Source organism: Vibrio sp. 2017_1457_13 (genome assembly GCF_030851525.1).
Classification (GTDB): domain Bacteria; phylum Pseudomonadota; class Gammaproteobacteria; order Enterobacterales; family Vibrionaceae; genus Vibrio; species Vibrio metschnikovii.
The window spans coordinates 59,500-76,938 of sequence record NZ_VHTA01000012.1 but is presented as its reverse complement, the minus strand read 5'-3'; the positions used below and the strand labels follow the sequence as shown (position 1 = coordinate 76,938).

Genomic DNA, 17,439 nt, shown 5'->3' with positions numbered 1-17,439 from the left:
GCCGATAGTGCTAAAAGCGCTATCAATTTGGTCACTCAGTTCATTGAAACCGAAGTGCTTATTGCTAAGCATTTTGATTATCATCAACGAGTGCCCACACAGATTGATTGGTTTAAATTGTTAAAGAACGCTTCCTGGTTAACTTAGTCAACTCGGAAGAGGCAGCTATTTTAGCGAGATAAACTTTCGTGTCAAACACTTTTTTCATTTATCTTTTCAAGGTAAAAACCTTTTTAAAACAACTTACTGACTGGCTTAATAATTTAAGCTTTACCTTGTCAGCGAGGCGGCATTATAGAGATCAACATCACATTGGCAAGCACTTTTTTGAACTTTTTTGCCAATCAATAAACAAGCGTACAAAAACAAAGCAAACAGAACAAAATCAACCATATTTCGTTACATCTGATTAAACTGATTAGCGAAATTAGTCACCTTTTGCCAATTTGTGTACTCCACCTCTTTCGTAGTATCCGTTTCTCCACCAGTTAAACTCATAATAAAGCGAATCATCATCTTATCGAACAGACCATAACGCGGATAATATAAAGCACCAGCAAAAACACCGATCAAACTCGGCTTCCAAGGCGATTTTTTTAAGAAGGTTTGAATATAAACACTCCCTTCAGGAGTATCTTTACCTTGTTGTTCTTTGCGAGCCGTAAGATTAACGCAAAAAAAAGCGCACTTGTTTTGCTGTAAATAACTCTGGTTCGCTGCTATAAATGAATAAAGCTGAGGATTCAATCGACCATAACGAATGGATGCGCCAATAAGAACTTTATCGTAAGTTGATAAGTCTTCTGCAGTGTAGTGTTGTAAGTCCTGAATCTCACATTGACTACCAACAAGCTTATTAGCGATAAACTGGATGATTTTCTTAGTTTGTCCTTCACGGGACGAATATAACATCAATATTTTCACGAAATCCCCTTAGCTACGCCAAAAAGTAGGCGTGAGTAAAATAAGTAATGTGAATATCTCTAGTCGACCAAATAGCATAGATACGATCAGAATCCATTTAGCCGCATCGTTAATATCCGCAAAATGAGACGCAACCTCGCCAAGTCCTGGACCAAGATTATTTAACGTCGCGGCTACCGCAGAAAAGGCGGTTAATTCATCGATTCCAGTAAAGATTAACGCCAACATACAGACCACAAATACTAAAGCGTACGCAGAAAAAAAACCCCAAACGGCATCAACAACCCGTTGTGGTAGAGCGCTATCACCTAACTTGATCGGATAAATAGCCCTTGGGTGCACCAAACGCTTCATTTCACGTGCACCTTGTAATGTTAATAAGAACACTCGGATCACTTTCATCCCGCCGCCTGTCGAACCAGCGCAGCCACCGATAAAAGAAGAAAATAATAATAAAACCGGTAAAAAGAGCGGCCACTCAGAAAAACCCGTCGTCGTAAAGCCAGCGGTAGTGGATATAGAAACCGTTTGAAACAGCGTTTGATCAAAAGCATGGTATAGCGAGTCATAACTATGATGCTTAAGAATGACCAGAAAACAGATGATAAATAAAATCACTTGGATCAGGATAAAAGCTCGAAACTCCCTATCAGCCCAATAATATTTAGGATGAACGCCTCCTGTAGCAAAGGCGGCATAGTGAAGAGTAAAGTTACAAGCAGAAATGAGTAAGAAAATTACGGTGATCAGATTAATCGCATAACTGTCAAAGTATCCGATACTCGCATCATGGGTTGAAAAACCACCAATCGCAATGGTTGAGAAGCTATGACATATTGCATCAAACAGCGTCATACCAGCAAACCAATACGCTGCCGCACAAGCAATAGTTAGGCTTAAATAGATATACCATAAGGCTTTCGCCGTTTCAGCTATTCGCGGAGTCACTTTATTGTCTTTAACTGGGCCAGGAATTTCTGCACGATAGAGCTGCATTCCCCCAATCCCCAACACTGGTAAGATAGCCACAGCGAGAACGATGATCCCCATTCCACCAAACCATTGTAAAAACTGACGATAAAAAAGAATCGCTTTAGGCAAATCGTCAAGGCCAACAATCACCGTTGCTCCCGTGGTCGTTAAGGCAGAGAACGATTCAAAAAAGGCATCGGTTACAGACACATTTGGGTTGTCCGCTAATAAAAACGGCAGTGCTCCAGCACTACCAATAACGGTCCAGAATAAAACAACAATCAAAAATCCATCTCGTGCTTTTAACTCATGGCGATGGTGGCGATTAGGCAGCCATAGCAAGCTCCCTAAAATAAAAAGCACGAAAAAAGTAGAGACAAAAGGCACACCGGCACCATCACCATAGATTAAGGCAACAGAAGCCGGTATCAACATAGACACACTAAACAAAGCGAGCAATAGCCCGACGATTCGAATAATTGAACGAAATTGCATAAAAAATGACGAAGCTCTGCTTCTGACTTCCTAAGTATGTTCTATGTGAGTAACAAGAATTTTAGCACCACTCTTGTTAATAATATTTTGTGTAAAATCATTCAGGTTACCCCAAGGTAACTCCATGATAATCTGCACATTATCATGGTACTGAGCTTCAACCTGTTTGGCTTCATGCTCATTCATGATCGATTGAGCTAAGGCAATAAAACTGTAGTCTAACGTTAGCAATACTTTTGTGGTGATTTTTTTCTCATTTATTTGAAGCTGCTTAAGCGCTTGCTATACCCCGCCACCGTAGGCTTTTACTAACCCTCCTGTACCAAGCAAAATGCCACCATAATAACGTGTGACGACAGCGGTAATTTCTCCAATTCCAGAACCTGATAATTGTGCAAGCATCGGCTTACCCGCCGTACCAGAAGGTTCACCATCATCACTAAAGCCCCATAACGTTGAGTTTTCAGGCCGTCCTGCGATAAATGCTGAGCAATGATGTCGCGCATCGGGATGCTGTTGCTTAATAGAAGCAATAAATGCCTTAGCTTCTTCAACTCCAGAGGTATGAGTAAGATAAGTGAGAAAGCGGCTTTTTTTTATCTCTTCCTCAAACAAGCAGGCCTCTGCTGGAATAGGATAAGACTGAACGTTCATAACTCAATAGTCGATCGTAAAAAGGTGACTTAGTGTATCACGAACGTAACAAAAGTCGGCTCGGATTGGTAACAAGCGCACAATGTTAAACACTTGTTTAAAAAATGTATTGAAATTAATCTATCTCCCGTTCAAACTGAAAAAACTGGTCAAACCAGAACATTAATACCACAACACTCTCACACGCAATCGCCGGATTGTATGTCACGGAGATAGACAATGATTTACCAAGCCAAAACCCTACAGGTAAAGGAATTGCAAGATGGTATCGCAGAGCTGAACTTTTGCTCTCCTGAATCCGTCAATAAACTTGATCTAGCAACCCTTACCGCACTTAATGAAGCTCTAGATGCTTTACACCAGCACTCTGGATTAAAAGGACTGATCCTGACTTCAAATAAACCTGCTTTTATCGTCGGTGCTGATATTACTGAGTTTTTAGGTTTATTTGCGATGCCTGATGCTGAGCTTGATCAGTGGTTAGTGTTTGCTAACACTATCTTTAACAAATTAGAAGACCTACCAGTCCCAACCTTATCTGCCTTAACAGGTTTCACTTTAGGTGGTGGCTGTGAGTGTGTACTTGCTACTGACTTTAGAATCGGCGATAAGACAACCAGCATTGGACTACCAGAAACCAAGCTCGGGATCATGCCTGGATTTGGTGGGACCGTTCGCCTACCACGTTTGATTGGCGCTGACAGCGCAATGGAAATCATCACTCAAGGTAAAGCCTGCCGAGCTGAGGAAGCGCTTAAGTTAGGCTTACTTGATGCGATTGTCGACAGCGATAAGCTACTTGAATCCGCACTCAATACCATCACTCAAGCGATTAATGAGAAAATTGACTGGGTAGGACGACGCCAACAAAAAACGTCACCGTTAACCTTAAGCAAAATGGAAAGCATGATGAGCTTTACCATGGCAAAAGGTGTTGTTGCTCAAGTCGCTGGTAAACATTATCCCGCGCCAATGACCGCAGTAGTCACCATTGAACAAGCCGCGCGTAGCTCACGCGATGAAGCACTGGATATTGAACGCCAGCACTTCATCAAATTGGCGAAATCAACCGAAGCTCAAGCGTTAGTGGGTCTCTTTTTAAATGATCAACACATTAAAGGATTAGCGAAACAATCGGCTAAATCAGCCAGCCAAGACACCCAACGTGCAGCTGTATTGGGCGCCGGCATTATGGGAGGCGGTATCGCTTACCAATCTGCCAGTAAAGGTGTGCCAGTCTTGATGAAAGATATCGCTCAGCCTTCACTCGACCTAGGCATGACCGAGGCTTCTAAACTACTCAATAAGCAACTAGAACGCGGTAAAATTGATGGCTTCAAAATGGCGGGCATTCTTGCTTCCATCACCCCAAGCTTACATTATGCGGGTATAGAACAGGCCGATGTGATTGTTGAAGCAGTAGTCGAAAATCCTAAAGTTAAAGCAGCGGTATTGAGTGAAGTTGAAAGCCAAGTTTCGGATAACACGATCATTACGTCCAATACGTCAACTATTCCGATTAATTTGCTCGCCAAATCACTGAAACGCCCAGAAAACTTCTGTGGTATGCACTTTTTTAATCCTGTGCATCGTATGCCATTAGTTGAGATCATTCGTGGCGAGAAAACCTCTGACGATACCATTAATCGCGTTGTCGCTTATGCGGCCAAAATGGGTAAATCGCCAATTGTCGTTAATGATTGTCCGGGCTTTTTCGTTAACCGTGTTCTGTTCCCTTACTTCGGTGGTTTCAGCTTGCTATTACGTGATGGTGCTGATTTCACCCAAATCGATAAAGTTATGGAACGTCAGTTTGGCTGGCCAATGGGACCCGCGTATTTACTCGACGTGGTTGGTCTTGATACCGCCCATCACGCACAAGCGGTCATGGCAGAAGGTTTTCCTGAACGAATGGGTAAACAAGGCCGTGATGCGATCGATGTTCTTTATGAAGCCAATAAATATGGCCAAAAAAATGGTCATGGCTTCTATAGCTACTCGATAGATAAAAAAGGCAAACCGAAGAAAAACTTCTCGGATGAAATTTTACCTCTTCTTGCTGACGTCTGTGCCAACCCACAGCCTTTTGAAGCTCAAACGATCATTGAACGCATGATGATTCCGATGATCAACGAAGTCGTGCTATGTCTAGAAGAGGGAATTATTGCTTCTCCTCAAGAAGCCGATATGGCCTTGGTCTACGGTTTAGGATTCCCTCCATTCCGTGGTGGGGTTTTCCGCTACCTCGATACCATCGGTTTAGAGCAATACATTGCGATGGCCAGACAGCATCAGCATTTAGGCGCGATGTATCACCTACCACAACTGTTACTGGATATGGCAGAAAAAGGGCAGCGCTTTTACCCCATCCCTGCTCCGGCTTCTTTATAAACAGTGATTTGGAAAAGGAATAACAAAATGAATACTGTAGTGATTGTTGATTGCCTTCGTACGCCAATGGGACGTTCGAAAGGCGGAGCATTTCGCCACCAGCGCGCTGAAGATCTCTCGGCTCATCTGATGAAGGGAATATTGGCTCGTAACCCACAAGTCAATCCGCAAGAGATCGAAGACATTTATTGGGGCTGTGTACAACAAACCTTAGAACAAGGGTTTAATGTCGCTCGTAATGCCGCCTTACTTGCTGGTCTACCAATAGACATTGGCGCGGTTACCGTCAACCGTTTATGCGGCTCATCGATGCAAGCTTTACACGACGCAGCACGAGCAATTATGGTTGGTGATGCGGAGATCTGCTTGGTCGGTGGTGTTGAGCATATGGGTCATGTACCGATGAATCATGGTGTTGACTTCCATCCTGGTTTATCAAAGAACGTAGCCAAAGCCGCCGGTATGATGGGCTTAACCGCAGAAATGCTTGGCAAGCTGCATGGCATAAGCCGTGAGCAACAAGATGCTTTCGCGGCTCGTTCTCATCAACGCGCTCAAGCCGCAACCGTCGAAGGCCGTTTTAAAAATGAGATTTTACCGACCGAAGGTCATAGCGCAGATGGAACCTTATTTACGCTAGATTATGATGAAGTCATCCGCCCAGAAACGACGGTTGAAGGTTTAGCAGAACTGCGTCCAGTTTTTGATCCCGCCAATGGAACTGTGACTGCTGGCTCTTCATCTGCTCTTTCTGATGGCGCATCGGCTATGCTGATCATGAGTGAAGCCAAAGCTAAAGCCTTAGGACTGACCATTCGCGCTAAAGTCAAATCAATGGCGATTGCCGGTTGCGACCCATCGATTATGGGTTATGGACCAGTACCCGCGACCAAAAAAGCGCTGCAACGCGCTGGACTAACAATGGCTGATATCGATCTCGTCGAGTTAAATGAAGCCTTTGCCGCCCAATCTCTGCCTTGTGCGAAAGATCTTGGTTTGATGGATTTAGTCGATGAGAAAGTCAACTTAAACGGTGGTGCGATTGCTTTAGGCCATCCTTTAGGCTGTTCAGGAACCCGTATTTCGACGACATTGATCAACCTCATGGAAGAGAAAGATGCTAAATATGGTCTGGCTACGATGTGTATTGGCCTAGGTCAAGGTATAGCAACGATTTTTGAACGTCCATAACACGTTGATTTATGTTTGAAGAGCCAGTTTAATCACTGGCTCTTCTTTTTAAGCGTCAGTTTTTAACCAATCGCGATGTAACTGCTCACTATCACCTAAATAATCTACCATCCATTCAATTAATTGATGGTTCTCATCTTTACGCCACACTAAGCAACATTGACTTAATGGCTTATTATCAGGGAGATCTTTAGCAATTAACTGACCAGAAGACAGCAAAGGTTGAGCCATATGACTGGGCATAAAACCTACCCCTAATCCTTTTTTTAAACACTCCTTCGCACTATACCAATTGGGTAGTAAAAGACGTCGCTGCTTTGGATAATGCCCTGTATGACGCTTAGGTAATAGACTGGAAGTATCATCCAAACAAATCGCAGGATATTGGCTCACCAGTTCTTCAGTTAACATATCGACATCTGCACAAGGATGATCTGGGGATAACACGAACACCCAATCTAATAATCCCATATCGCGCACTTCAAAATCCCCACCAACAGGTATTGCGGAGGTCGCCCCAATCACAATATCTGCCCGGCCTTGAGAAATCGCCTCCCACGATCCATTAAACACTTCCATATTGATTTGTAGCTCGGCAAATTCAAACGTTTGATAAAAGTTCTCAACCATAGGTTTGATGCAATCAAGCTTGACGACATTATCTAGCGTCAATTTAAGGGTTTTTTGCCATCCGTGTGCTGCTCTTCTGGTTTGAGATTTAATCTCTTCCATTTGCCGCAACAAATGGCGAGCTTCGACCATAAAAAGCTCACCAGCACTGGTTAATTCCACTTTTCGCGGTAAACGACGAAATAAAATCACCCCCAACTCCGTTTCGACTTGACGAACCCCATAGCTGATCGCCGAGGGAACTTTATGCAAGACCTCTGCTGCCGCAGTAAAACTGCCTAATCTGGCAACGGTATCAAGCATTTCCAGAGATGATTTAGAGAACATAGCCAACCCACCAATCAATTTTTTTGAACGATAACCAATAAATTTCGCGTTTCATTTAATACAAAATAATCAATACAATAAATAACCATAGAGAACATAGCTATCAATAGCAAACAACAAGAAAAAATGAATTAATTTTTTTGATAGGAATAAAAATGAAAGTCTCACCTTTACAACTGTTTTACTTATCAGCGCTATCGATGCTCGGCTTTATTGCTACCGATATGTATTTACCTGCCTTTAAAATCATGGAACATGATTTTGCGACAGGTCCAGAGCAGATCGCGCTGTCTTTGACGGTATTTTTAATGGGGATGGCGATAGGCCAACTTTTATGGGGCTTAGCCTCCGATAAGTTTGGACATCGTAATACCTTAATTGTCGGACTGGTGATTTTTACCATTGCTTCTTGCGGCTTAGCTTATAGCGAAGAAGTATGGCAATTGCTGAGTTTACGTTTTGTCCAAGCGATTGGGGTTTGTGCACCAGCGGTTATTTGGCAAGCGATGGTGATTAAGCGTTACCCGAGTCAAGTTAGCCAACAACTTTTTGCAACGATAATGCCACTAGTCGCATTATCCCCTGCGCTGGCACCACAATTGGGAGTGCTGCTCGCCAATACCTTCGGCTGGCATAGTATTTTCTTTACGCTCACTCTGATGGGGGTTGCTCTGGTTATCTGTACGGGTTTACAAGACAACGTCAAAGGTGATCCGAAAACAACATCGATTGCCGAAGATATCAAATATCTTTTCCAAAGTCGGGCTTATATCGGTAATGTGATGATGTTTGCTTGTGCTTCTGCGGCTTTTTTTGCCTATCTAACCGGAATGCCAGAAATCATGGCACAGCTAGGTTATGAAGCCAAAGACATTGGGATGAGCTTTATCCCACAAACCATCGCGTTCATGGTTGGGGGTTATATTGGTAAAAAATCGGTCAACAAATATGGGGATGAGAAAGTCCTTAAGCAACTACTCGCCCTATTTACCTTATCATCGGTACTGATATTTGTTGCATCGCAGTGGACACTCACCTCTATTTGGCCAATCTTAGCGCCTTTCTGTTTGATCGCTGTAGCGAATGGTGCACTTTACCCAATAGTAGTTAATCGTGCACTATCGAGCGCAAAACATAGCCCAGCCACTGCCGCGGGTATGCAAAATAGCCTGCAAATTTGTGCCGCAAGTTTAGCCAGCGCTTTAGTCGCTACATTAGCAAGTCAAGCTCAAGTGGTTACTGGCGTCGCAATTATTATTTGTATGTTTGGTCTTTGGGTCGGATACATCATTGCTAACCGACACTTAAGCCAACAGTTTACCACACCGGATAACTCTCGCGTTGTGCGCGATAAATAGCGACGTAAACGAAGTGCAAAAACACCATCGCCCGCATGATGCGGGCGATGGTGTTTAGAACACGGTTTATTTTTTCATAGGCCGTGACCACCCAGAAATTTTCTTTTCTTTAGCGCGAGTAATCACTAACTCACCAGCGGCCACAGGCTTAGTCAGCGTGGTTCCCGCACCAACCGTTGCTCCATCCGCTATCGTAACCGGTGCAATCAATTGGCTATCTGAACCGATAAATACGTCATTGCCAATAATCGTTTTATGTTTATTAGCCCCATCGTAATTACAAGTAATTACTCCTGCCCCAATATTAACCCGCTGCCCAACCTCGGCATCCCCTAGGTAAGTAAGATGATTGGCCTTTGAGCCTTCACCCAAGCGAGCATTTTTCATCTCGACAAAGTTACCGACATGGGCATCATCACGCAGTTCAGCGCCGGGGCGTAAACGGCTGAATGGACCGACGGTACAATCTTCACCGACCGTTGCCCCTTCAATAATGCTATAGGGACGAATTACTGTATTATCATCAATCTCACAATCAATAAGGATTGAACCGGCACCAATCACAACGTTATTGCCTATCGATACCTGACCTTCGATCACGACATTAACGTCAATTTCGACATCAACCCCACATTGCAACTCACCGCGCAGATCAAATCGTGCAGGATCGCGCAACATCACGCCTTGCTCAAGCAACTTATTAGCTTGGCGAGCTTGGAAAGCACGCTCTAAACGAGCAAGTTGAATGCGATCATTGACACCTTCCACTTCAATTGAACTGACTGGATGTACCGCTTCAACCGCCCGCCCTTCATCATGAGCAGCGGCAATCACATCCGTTAAATAATACTCACCCTGAGCGTTATTCTTATTAAGCCCTTTTAACCAGCGTTTTAAATCTCCACCCGTGGCAACCATAACACCCGTGTTGATCTCTTTAATTTGTTTTTGCTCTTCACTGGCATCTTTCTGCTCAACAATCGCCACCACTGGGCCGTTCTTACGGACAATACGTCCATAGCCCGTTGGGTTATCGAGAACCACCGTCAACAGCGCAATACCACCCGTTGGTTGAGCTTCAAGTAAACTTTCTATGGTCTGCTCAGAGATCAATGGAACATCACCATACAAAACCAAGATTTTTTCATCGTCTCTAAACTGATCCGACGCCTGATCCACCGCGTGTCCAGTGCCGAGTTGCTCTGCTTGCAAAACCCAGTTAACGGGCTCATCGGCCAGAACGTGTTGCATTTGCTCTCCACCATGCCCATACACCAAATGGATATTGTGTGCTCCAAGATTATGGCAGGTGCTAATCACATGTTTGACCATGGGCTTTCCTGCCAAAGTGTGCAGCACTTTAGGAATATGGGAGTGCATACGGGTGCCTTTGCCTGCAGCAAGGATCACAGCGCTAAATTTCATCGGATACCTATGACGTTATATAAAATATGGCTCGCATTTTAGCGGGTAACACGAGACGTGTTAATTTTCTAGTGCAAGTTTTTGATAAAAAACCAACAAAAAGGCGACCAAAAGGTCGCCTTTTATGATTACGTACTGAAAAGAGATCAGCGACGCTTTCTTATTAGATCAATGACTCGTAACTGAGCAATCGCTTTAGCCAGTTCACTCGATGCCTGCGCAAAGTTCACATCACCATGATTGTCATTTAGCAACTCTTCTGCTGAGCGTTTCGCTTCAGCCGCTTTTGCTTCATCAAGCTCTTCAGCACGAATCGCAGTATCTGCTAAAATCGTTACATCATTCGGTTGAACTTCGAGTATGCCACCAGAAAGGTAAATAATTTCTTCTTTACCTTTTATGGTTACAATACGCACCATCCCCGGTCTGATGTAAGTCAGTAAAGGGACGTGTCCTGCTAAAACGCCTAAATCTCCGCTTTCACCCGAGACTTGAATAGACCGCGCCCAACCGGAAAAAATCCGCTTTTCAGCACTGACTACATCTAAGTTAAAGGTTACTGATGCTGTCATAAAGCCTCCTTGGAGATTTGAGCGTTATAGCTTCTTGGCATTCTCAAGTGCATCGTCAATCGTACCGCAGTACATGAACGCTTGCTCTGGAATGTCATCATAATCGCCAGCTAATAAACCTTTAAAGCCACGCAACGTCTCTTTCAGCGATACGTAAACACCCGGGTCACCAGTAAAGACTTCCGCTACGTGATAAGGCTGAGTTAAGAAACGCTCAATCTTACGCGCGCGAGCAACCACTTGCTTATCAGATTCAGACAACTCGTCCATACCCAAAATCGCAATGATATCTTTAAGTTCTTTATAGCGCTGTAGCGTTGACTGAACACCACGAGCAACATCGTAATGCTCTTGACCAACCACCAATGGATCCAACTGACGAGACGTTGAATCAAGCGGGTCAATCGCAGGGTAAAGACCCATTGCCGCGATGTTACGGTTAAGTACTACCGTTGCATCCAAGTGAGCAAACGTCGTCGCTGGTGACGGGTCAGTTAAGTCATCCGCAGGTACATAAACCGCTTGTACTGAAGTGATAGAACCCGTCTTCGTTGACGTGATACGCTCTTGCAGTACACCCATCTCTTCAGCAAGCGTTGGCTGATAACCTACCGCAGAAGGCATACGACCAAGCAGTGCCGATACCTCTGTTCCCGCAAGGGTATAGCGGTAGATGTTATCAATAAACAGCAATACGTCACGACCTTCATCACGGAATTTCTCCGCCATGGTCAAGCCAGTCAAAGCAACACGTAGACGGTTACCTGGTGGCTCGTTCATCTGGCCATAAACCATCGCTACTTTTGATTCTTCTGGTTTTTCGATGTTAACAACACCCGCTTCCTGCATTTCATGGTAGAAATCGTTACCCTCACGAGTACGCTCTCCCACCCCAGCAAATACAGAAAGACCTGAGTGTTGTAGTGCGATGTTATTGATAAGCTCCATCATGTTAACGGTCTTACCTACACCGGCACCACCAAAGAGACCGATTTTACCGCCTTTAGCAAACGGACAAATCAAATCAATTACTTTTACACCAGTTTCAAGTAGCTCTGTCGAGTTAGATTGCTCTTCATAGCTTGGCGCTAAACGGTGAATAGAGTAAGTCTCTTCTGCACCAATTTCTCCGCGCTCGTCAATCGCATCACCGAGTACGTTCATGATACGACCAAGGGTTTTAACCCCTACTGGTACTGATATTGGACCGCCAGTATTTTCAACTGTCATTCCACGACGTAAACCATCTGAGCTGCCCATTACAATACAGCGAATGATACCACCGCCTAACTGTTGTTGAACCTCAAGAACAAGACGCTCTTTTGAGTCTTGAACGTTAAGTGCATCATAAACGCTAGGCACTGAGCTCTGTGGAAACTCTACGTCGACTACCGCACCGATGATCTGTACGATCTTACCTGTAGCCATCGTTAATCCTCTAGTCTGTTAATTACCTTTGTTAAACCGCTGCTGCGCCGCTAACAATCTCTGACAATTCTTGGGTGATGGCTGCTTGGCGAGCCTTGTTATACACCAGTTGTAAATCATCAATCAGATTACCTGCGTTATCCGATGCTGCTCTCATCGCAACCATTCGGGCAGACATTTCACACGCTAAGTTTTCCACTACGGATTGATATACTTGTGCTTCGATATAACGAGTCATCAAAGTATTCAGTAGTTTGTTCTGATCAGACTCAAACATGTAACTCCAAGCATGCTTGCGACCTGAATCATCTTCTTGCGCTTTCGGCAAAGGTAACAATTGTTCCATCTTTGGTTGTTGAGTCATCGAGTTAACAAACTCGTTGTACACTAGGAACAAACGATCGATTTCACCTTCTTTGTACTTAGTCAGCATAACGCTGATAGAACCGATCAAATCATCTAATTGTGGCTCATCACCGATACCGGTTTTCTGAGCGACAATTTTTGCTCCTATGCCTCGGAAATAAGAACTACCTTTACTTCCAATCATCGCGATTTCAATCGCAGTGCCACGGCTAGAATATTCATTCATATGCGCAACGGCTTTTTTAAACATATTAATGTTTAAACCACCACACAAACCGCGATCGGTGGATACGACGATATACCCAACACGTTTAGCTTCACGTTCTTCTAAGTAAGGATGAGTAAACTCCAAAGTACCGTTTGCTAAATGACCAATGACTTTACGAATTGTTTTTGAATATGGACGAGGCCCTTCCATCGCATCTTGAGTTCGACGCATTTTAGAAGCCGCAACCATTTCCATTGCTTTAGTAATTTTTTGAGTGCTTTTGACACTCCCAATCTTACTGCGAATCTCTTTTGTATTGGCCATCGTTACTCTCCGTTAATTACAATGTGGCTTGTAATTACCAAGTCTGAGTTGCTTTAAAATCTTCCACTAACTTTTTCAACTTAGCTTCAATTTCATCGTTGTAAGCACCCGTCTTGTCAATTTCCGTTTTTAAATCGGCATATTGAGAATGAGCATACGACAGAAGTGCAGATTCAAAATCCAACACTTTATTCAATTCGACATCGCTTAAGTAACCGCGCTCAGCAGCAAAAATAACCAACGCCTGATCAAAAACTGACATTGGTGCATACTGCTTTTGCTTCATCAATTCAGTCACTTTTTGACCATGGTTAAGCTGACGTTTCGTCGCCTCATCCAGATCAGAAGCAAACTGAGCAAATGCCGCAAGTTCACGATAAGCCGCCAGAGCAGTACGGATACCACCAGAGAGCTTTTTGATGATTTTTGTCTGTGCAGCACCACCTACCCGAGATACAGAGATACCGGGATCGACCGCAGGACGAACACCAGCATTAAATAACTCAGTTTGTAGGAAGATCTGACCATCGGTAATCGAAATTACGTTGGTTGGTACGAAAGCAGAAACGTCACCGGCTTGGGTTTCAATGATCGGTAATGCCGTTAAAGAACCGGTTTTACCTTTCACTTCACCGTTAGTGAAACGTTCTACATACACTTCACTCACACGAGCCGCACGCTCTAAGAGACGAGAGTGGAGGTAAAAAACGTCACCAGGGAAAGCTTCACGACCCGGTGGACGACGCAACAATAGCGAGATTTGACGATACGCCACCGCTTGCTTTGATAAGTCATCATAAACAATCAGCGCATCTTCACCACGGTCACGGAAGTATTCACCCATGGCACAGCCAGAATAAGGCGCTAGATATTGTAGTGCTGCTGATTCAGAAGCAGAAGCGACCACAACGATGGTGTTTTTCAATGCACCATGCTCTTCCAGTTTACGTACAACGTTAGCAATGGTTGACGCTTTTTGGCCAATCGCTACGTAGATAGAATAGATACCTGAATCTTTCTGGTTAATGATCGCATCAATCGCCAAAGCGGTTTTACCCGTCTGACGGTCACCGATAATCAGCTCACGCTGACCACGACCGATAGGAATCATCGCATCAACAGATTTATAACCCGTTTGTACAGGCTGATCGACCGATTTACGATCAATAACCCCAGGGGCAATCACTTCTACTGGAGAAGTTAATTTTGCTTCAATCGGACCTTTACCATCAATTGGCACACCTAACGTGTTCACCACTCGACCCAAAAGCTCTGGACCTACTGGGACTTCAAGAATACGCCCAGTACTGGTCACTTTCATACCCTCACTGAGATCAGTGTAAGGGCCCATGACAACAGCACCTACCGAATCACGTTCAAGGTTAAGTGCGAGAGCAAAATTGCCGCCCGGCAGTTCAATCATTTCACCTTGCATCACGTCCGCTAGGCCGTGAATACGGATGATACCATCGCTTACTGATACGATAGTACCTTCATTGCGAGCATCAGAAACAACGTTGAAACCTTCAATTCGCTTTCTGATGATTTCGCTGATTTCCGTGGAATTAAGTTGCATTGCTCCAATTCCCCTAATTAAGACTTCATCACGTCTTTCAGACGATTAATACGACCCAGTAACGAGTTATCAAGGATATTATCCTCTACTCGAATAACGGCTCCGCCAATAAGATTGCTGTCAATTTGGCAATTCAGCTTTACTTTACAGTCATAGCGTTTTTCTAAGTTACTGGTTAAAGTTTCAACCTGTTCATCGCTTAACTCATAAGAGCTCACCACTTGAACTTCTTTAGTACCAGAAGATTCTGTAGCAAACTTTTGAAACTGCTGACATATATCACCGAGCGCCGCTATGCGACGATTTTCCATCAACACCAATAAAAAATTAAGCATGGGTTGATCAAACTGCTCACCCGCAACATCAGCGTACACCTGCAACAATTGTTGTGATTGTAAGCTAAAAGCGGCCGATGATAATTCAGGCACCAACGACATTGTTTTTGCCAATTCGAGCATAGCTGACCACTGTTCAACCATACTGTGTTCACTGGCATAACTGAATGCAGCCTTAGCGTATGGACGAGCAATCGTTGTCAAATCCGACATACAAATGCACTCCTTTATAGCTTCGCAGAAATACTATCAAGTATGTCTTGGTTAGCTGCCTTATCGACAGTTCGTTGAACAATCTTCTCAGCGGCAAGTAAAGCAAGAGTAGACACTTCTTTTTGTAGCTCATTACGAGCTCGCAAAATTTGCGCTTCTAGTTCTGCTTGGCCTTGAGCCAAGATATGCTCACGCTCGTGCGCTGCTTCTTGACGAGCTTCGTCTAAAATTTGAGCTTTGCGTTTGTTCGCTTGCTCAATAATGACTAGCGCCTCTTTTTTAGCAATTTTAAGCTGGTCTGCAGCATTGCTTTTAGCCAGATTAAGGGCTTTATCAGCACGCTCAGCAGAAGCTAAACCATCAGCGATCGTTTTCTGACGCTCTTCTATGGCACTCATCAAAGGAGGCCATACATACTTCATGCAGAACCAAACAAAGATTAAAAATGCGATGGTTTGGCCCAACAGAGTTGCATTGATATTCACACTAACTCTCCTTTATTTTGCTTCTGTTTACCCAATCATCTGTGCGTTTGGGTGACACAAAAAGGACAAGTTATGCAAACAGCATGTACATAGAGATACCAACACCAATCATAGGTACCGCATCAAGCAGACCAGCAATAATAAACATGTTAGTTTGTAGTACAGGGGCCATTTCTGGTTGACGAGCAACAGATTCAAGGAATTTACCACCAAGGATAGCAAAGCCAAAAGCAGTCGCTAGAGCACACATACCTAGTAGTAGAGCAACAACGAAATAAGTTTCCATAATAAAAGTCTCCAGTTTTCTTGGGTTGTTTAAATTAAGAGTTTAATGAGAGTCATTACTTGCCATGCTGAGATAAACTATCGTCAACATCATAAAAATAAAGGCTTGCAGAGTAATAACCAGTACATGGAAGATGGCCCAAATGACATGCGCGACAACGCCTAAGCCACCGAGTACGAAACCAGCACCGTAAGTGATTGCGATCAAAACAAAGATCAGCTCACCCGCGTACATGTTACCGTACAGACGTAGCGAAAGGGATACCGGTTTTGCCAAAAATGACACCGTCTCAAGAACTAAGTTGAAAGGAATCAACGCCCAATGGTTAATTGGATGTAGGGTAAATGCCTTAACAAACCCCTTAAATCCTTGGTATTTGATGTAATAAGCAATTACCAATATCATGACCCCAATAGCCATTGCCAAGGTGATATTCAAGTTAACCGTAGGGAGAATCTTGAAATATTCGACACCAGCCAATGTCATTGCTGTAGGGACATAATCCACTGGCACTAAGTCCATTAAGTTCATCAAGAAAATCCAGACGAAAATGGTTAATGCTAATGGTGCGACCAACTTATCCTTGCCATGAAAAGTTCCTTTGACTAAGCCGTCAACCTGCTCAACGAGCATTTCAACAAAGCATTGCCATTTACCAGGAACTCCCGTGGTTGCATTTTTCCCAACACGATAAAACAACCACAAAAACAGCACGCCTAGACCCACTGAGAACAATAACGCATCCCAGTTTAACGTCCAAAATCCAGCATCCGCACAGCCGTAGTTTGTGGTGATGTTGCCATCAACCAAACAAACTTGAGCGCTTGTGAGGTGGTGCTGAATATATTCCTTCGGAGTATCAGCCATGGTGGTTCCCATTTTTTGCGGTAAGTAGTATAGGTGCAAACCAAAACATCAAGATGGTCAGTTTATAACCTGACATCATGGCACCAGGATGATGCACATCAGTGAGATTAAAAATCAGCACAAACATGATAACGGTTAACACCAGCTTTAAAGCCCACCCCATCATAATAAACCCGAGCATAACCGTACCGTCAGCATCTGGTTTTGGGAGAAAGGCAAACAGTGTATAGACATAGTTACCGATGAGGGCAATCGCTCCACCTTTTAAGATAAAACGCGCTTCATCGGGTCCCCAGTACATATACGTCACGCCTCCGATCAGCAACAAAAAAACCAGCTGAAGGTGAACAACTCGAAATGCCGCCTTAGCTTGCTGACTCTGTGTTGCTATAAACATCAAAAGCACCTGTTT

16 protein-coding genes and 1 pseudogene are annotated in these 17,439 nt (G+C 43.9%); 3 read left to right on the top strand and 14 right to left on the bottom strand.

The features are described 5' to 3' along the window. Window positions 1–399: 399 nt before the first annotated feature. The 3 genes and pseudogenes from hemG to FKN88_RS15790 all read right to left on the bottom strand — a co-directional run bounded on the left by hemG (window position 400) and on the right by FKN88_RS15790 (window position 3,045). Window positions 400–912, bottom strand: a complete 513-nt coding sequence (gene hemG, locus FKN88_RS15800; protein ID WP_154170722.1) for a menaquinone-dependent protoporphyrinogen IX dehydrogenase — start codon at window positions 910–912, stop codon at window positions 400–402. Window positions 913–933: 21 nt separating this feature from the next. Then, window positions 934–2,391 carry a TrkH family potassium uptake protein gene (locus FKN88_RS15795; RefSeq protein WP_004397523.1) on the bottom strand — a complete coding sequence of 486 codons (1,458 nt, stop codon included), beginning with the start codon at window positions 2,389–2,391 and terminating at the stop codon, window positions 934–936. 30 nt (window positions 2,392–2,421) lie between these two features. Then, window positions 2,422–3,045: pseudogene (locus tag FKN88_RS15790) on the bottom strand (YigZ family protein). 219 nt (window positions 3,046–3,264) lie between these two features. On the opposite strand from FKN88_RS15790, the gene fadB reads away from it, so the two are divergent. Then, on the top strand, window positions 3,265–5,436 hold the full coding sequence (gene fadB, locus FKN88_RS15785) for a fatty acid oxidation complex subunit alpha FadB (RefSeq protein WP_154169723.1): 2,172 nt from the start codon (window positions 3,265–3,267) through the stop codon (window positions 5,434–5,436). 27 nt (window positions 5,437–5,463) lie between these two features. Further along, window positions 5,464–6,627 (top strand): acetyl-CoA C-acyltransferase FadA, encoded by a 1,164-nt coding sequence (fadA, locus tag FKN88_RS15780; RefSeq protein WP_154169721.1) that lies wholly within the window; start codon window positions 5,464–5,466, stop codon window positions 6,625–6,627. Window positions 6,628–6,675: 48 nt separating this feature from the next. Here fadA and punR read toward each other — a convergent pair whose 3' ends face one another. Then, window positions 6,676–7,584 (bottom strand): DNA-binding transcriptional activator PunR, encoded by a 909-nt coding sequence (gene punR / locus FKN88_RS15775; RefSeq protein ID WP_154169719.1) that lies wholly within the window; start codon window positions 7,582–7,584, stop codon window positions 6,676–6,678. Window positions 7,585–7,739: 155 nt separating this feature from the next. On the opposite strand from punR, the gene punC reads away from it, so the two are divergent. After that, a complete protein-coding gene (punC, locus tag FKN88_RS15770; RefSeq protein WP_154169717.1) occupies window positions 7,740–8,942 on the top strand; it encodes a purine nucleoside transporter PunC in 1,203 nt (400 codons plus the stop codon). 66 nt (window positions 8,943–9,008) lie between these two features. Here punC and glmU read toward each other — a convergent pair whose 3' ends face one another. The 10 genes from glmU to FKN88_RS15720 all read right to left on the bottom strand — a co-directional run bounded on the left by glmU (window position 9,009) and on the right by FKN88_RS15720 (window position 17,424). Beyond that, entirely contained in the window at window positions 9,009–10,367 is a 1,359-nt protein-coding gene (glmU, locus tag FKN88_RS15765; protein WP_154169715.1) for a bifunctional UDP-N-acetylglucosamine diphosphorylase/glucosamine-1-phosphate N-acetyltransferase GlmU, read from the bottom strand. A 146-nt stretch (window positions 10,368–10,513) separates the two neighbouring features. Further along, a complete protein-coding gene (locus tag FKN88_RS15760) occupies window positions 10,514–10,939 on the bottom strand; it encodes a F0F1 ATP synthase subunit epsilon (RefSeq protein ID WP_040905769.1) in 426 nt (141 codons plus the stop codon). Between the two features lie 24 nt (window positions 10,940–10,963). Next, window positions 10,964–12,367, bottom strand: a complete 1,404-nt coding sequence (gene atpD, locus FKN88_RS15755; RefSeq protein ID WP_154169713.1) for a F0F1 ATP synthase subunit beta — start codon at window positions 12,365–12,367, stop codon at window positions 10,964–10,966. Window positions 12,368–12,398: 31 nt separating this feature from the next. Next, entirely contained in the window at window positions 12,399–13,265 is an 867-nt protein-coding gene (gene atpG / locus FKN88_RS15750) for a F0F1 ATP synthase subunit gamma (RefSeq protein ID WP_154169711.1), read from the bottom strand. A 34-nt stretch (window positions 13,266–13,299) separates the two neighbouring features. Beyond that, window positions 13,300–14,841, bottom strand: coding sequence for a F0F1 ATP synthase subunit alpha (gene atpA, locus FKN88_RS15745; RefSeq protein WP_154169709.1), 1,542 nt, complete (start codon window positions 14,839–14,841; stop codon window positions 13,300–13,302). A 17-nt stretch (window positions 14,842–14,858) separates the two neighbouring features. Continuing rightward, window positions 14,859–15,389: a F0F1 ATP synthase subunit delta gene (locus FKN88_RS15740; protein ID WP_154169707.1), complete on the bottom strand. Its 531-nt coding sequence runs from the start codon at window positions 15,387–15,389 to the stop codon at window positions 14,859–14,861. 14 nt (window positions 15,390–15,403) lie between these two features. Beyond that, window positions 15,404–15,874: a F0F1 ATP synthase subunit B gene (gene atpF / locus FKN88_RS15735; RefSeq protein WP_004397535.1), complete on the bottom strand. Its 471-nt coding sequence runs from the start codon at window positions 15,872–15,874 to the stop codon at window positions 15,404–15,406. A 70-nt stretch (window positions 15,875–15,944) separates the two neighbouring features. After that, complete coding sequence (gene atpE, locus FKN88_RS15730) at window positions 15,945–16,175, bottom strand: F0F1 ATP synthase subunit C (protein ID WP_040905771.1); 231 nt, start codon at window positions 16,173–16,175, stop codon at window positions 15,945–15,947. 27 nt (window positions 16,176–16,202) lie between these two features. After that, complete coding sequence (atpB, locus tag FKN88_RS15725) at window positions 16,203–17,027, bottom strand: F0F1 ATP synthase subunit A (RefSeq protein ID WP_004397537.1); 825 nt, start codon at window positions 17,025–17,027, stop codon at window positions 16,203–16,205. Then, window positions 17,020–17,424, bottom strand: a complete 405-nt coding sequence (locus tag FKN88_RS15720) for an ATP synthase subunit I (RefSeq protein ID WP_072670267.1) — start codon at window positions 17,422–17,424, stop codon at window positions 17,020–17,022. The genes atpB and FKN88_RS15720 overlap by 8 nt, the downstream gene beginning before the upstream one ends. Window positions 17,425–17,439 lie beyond the last annotated feature (15 nt).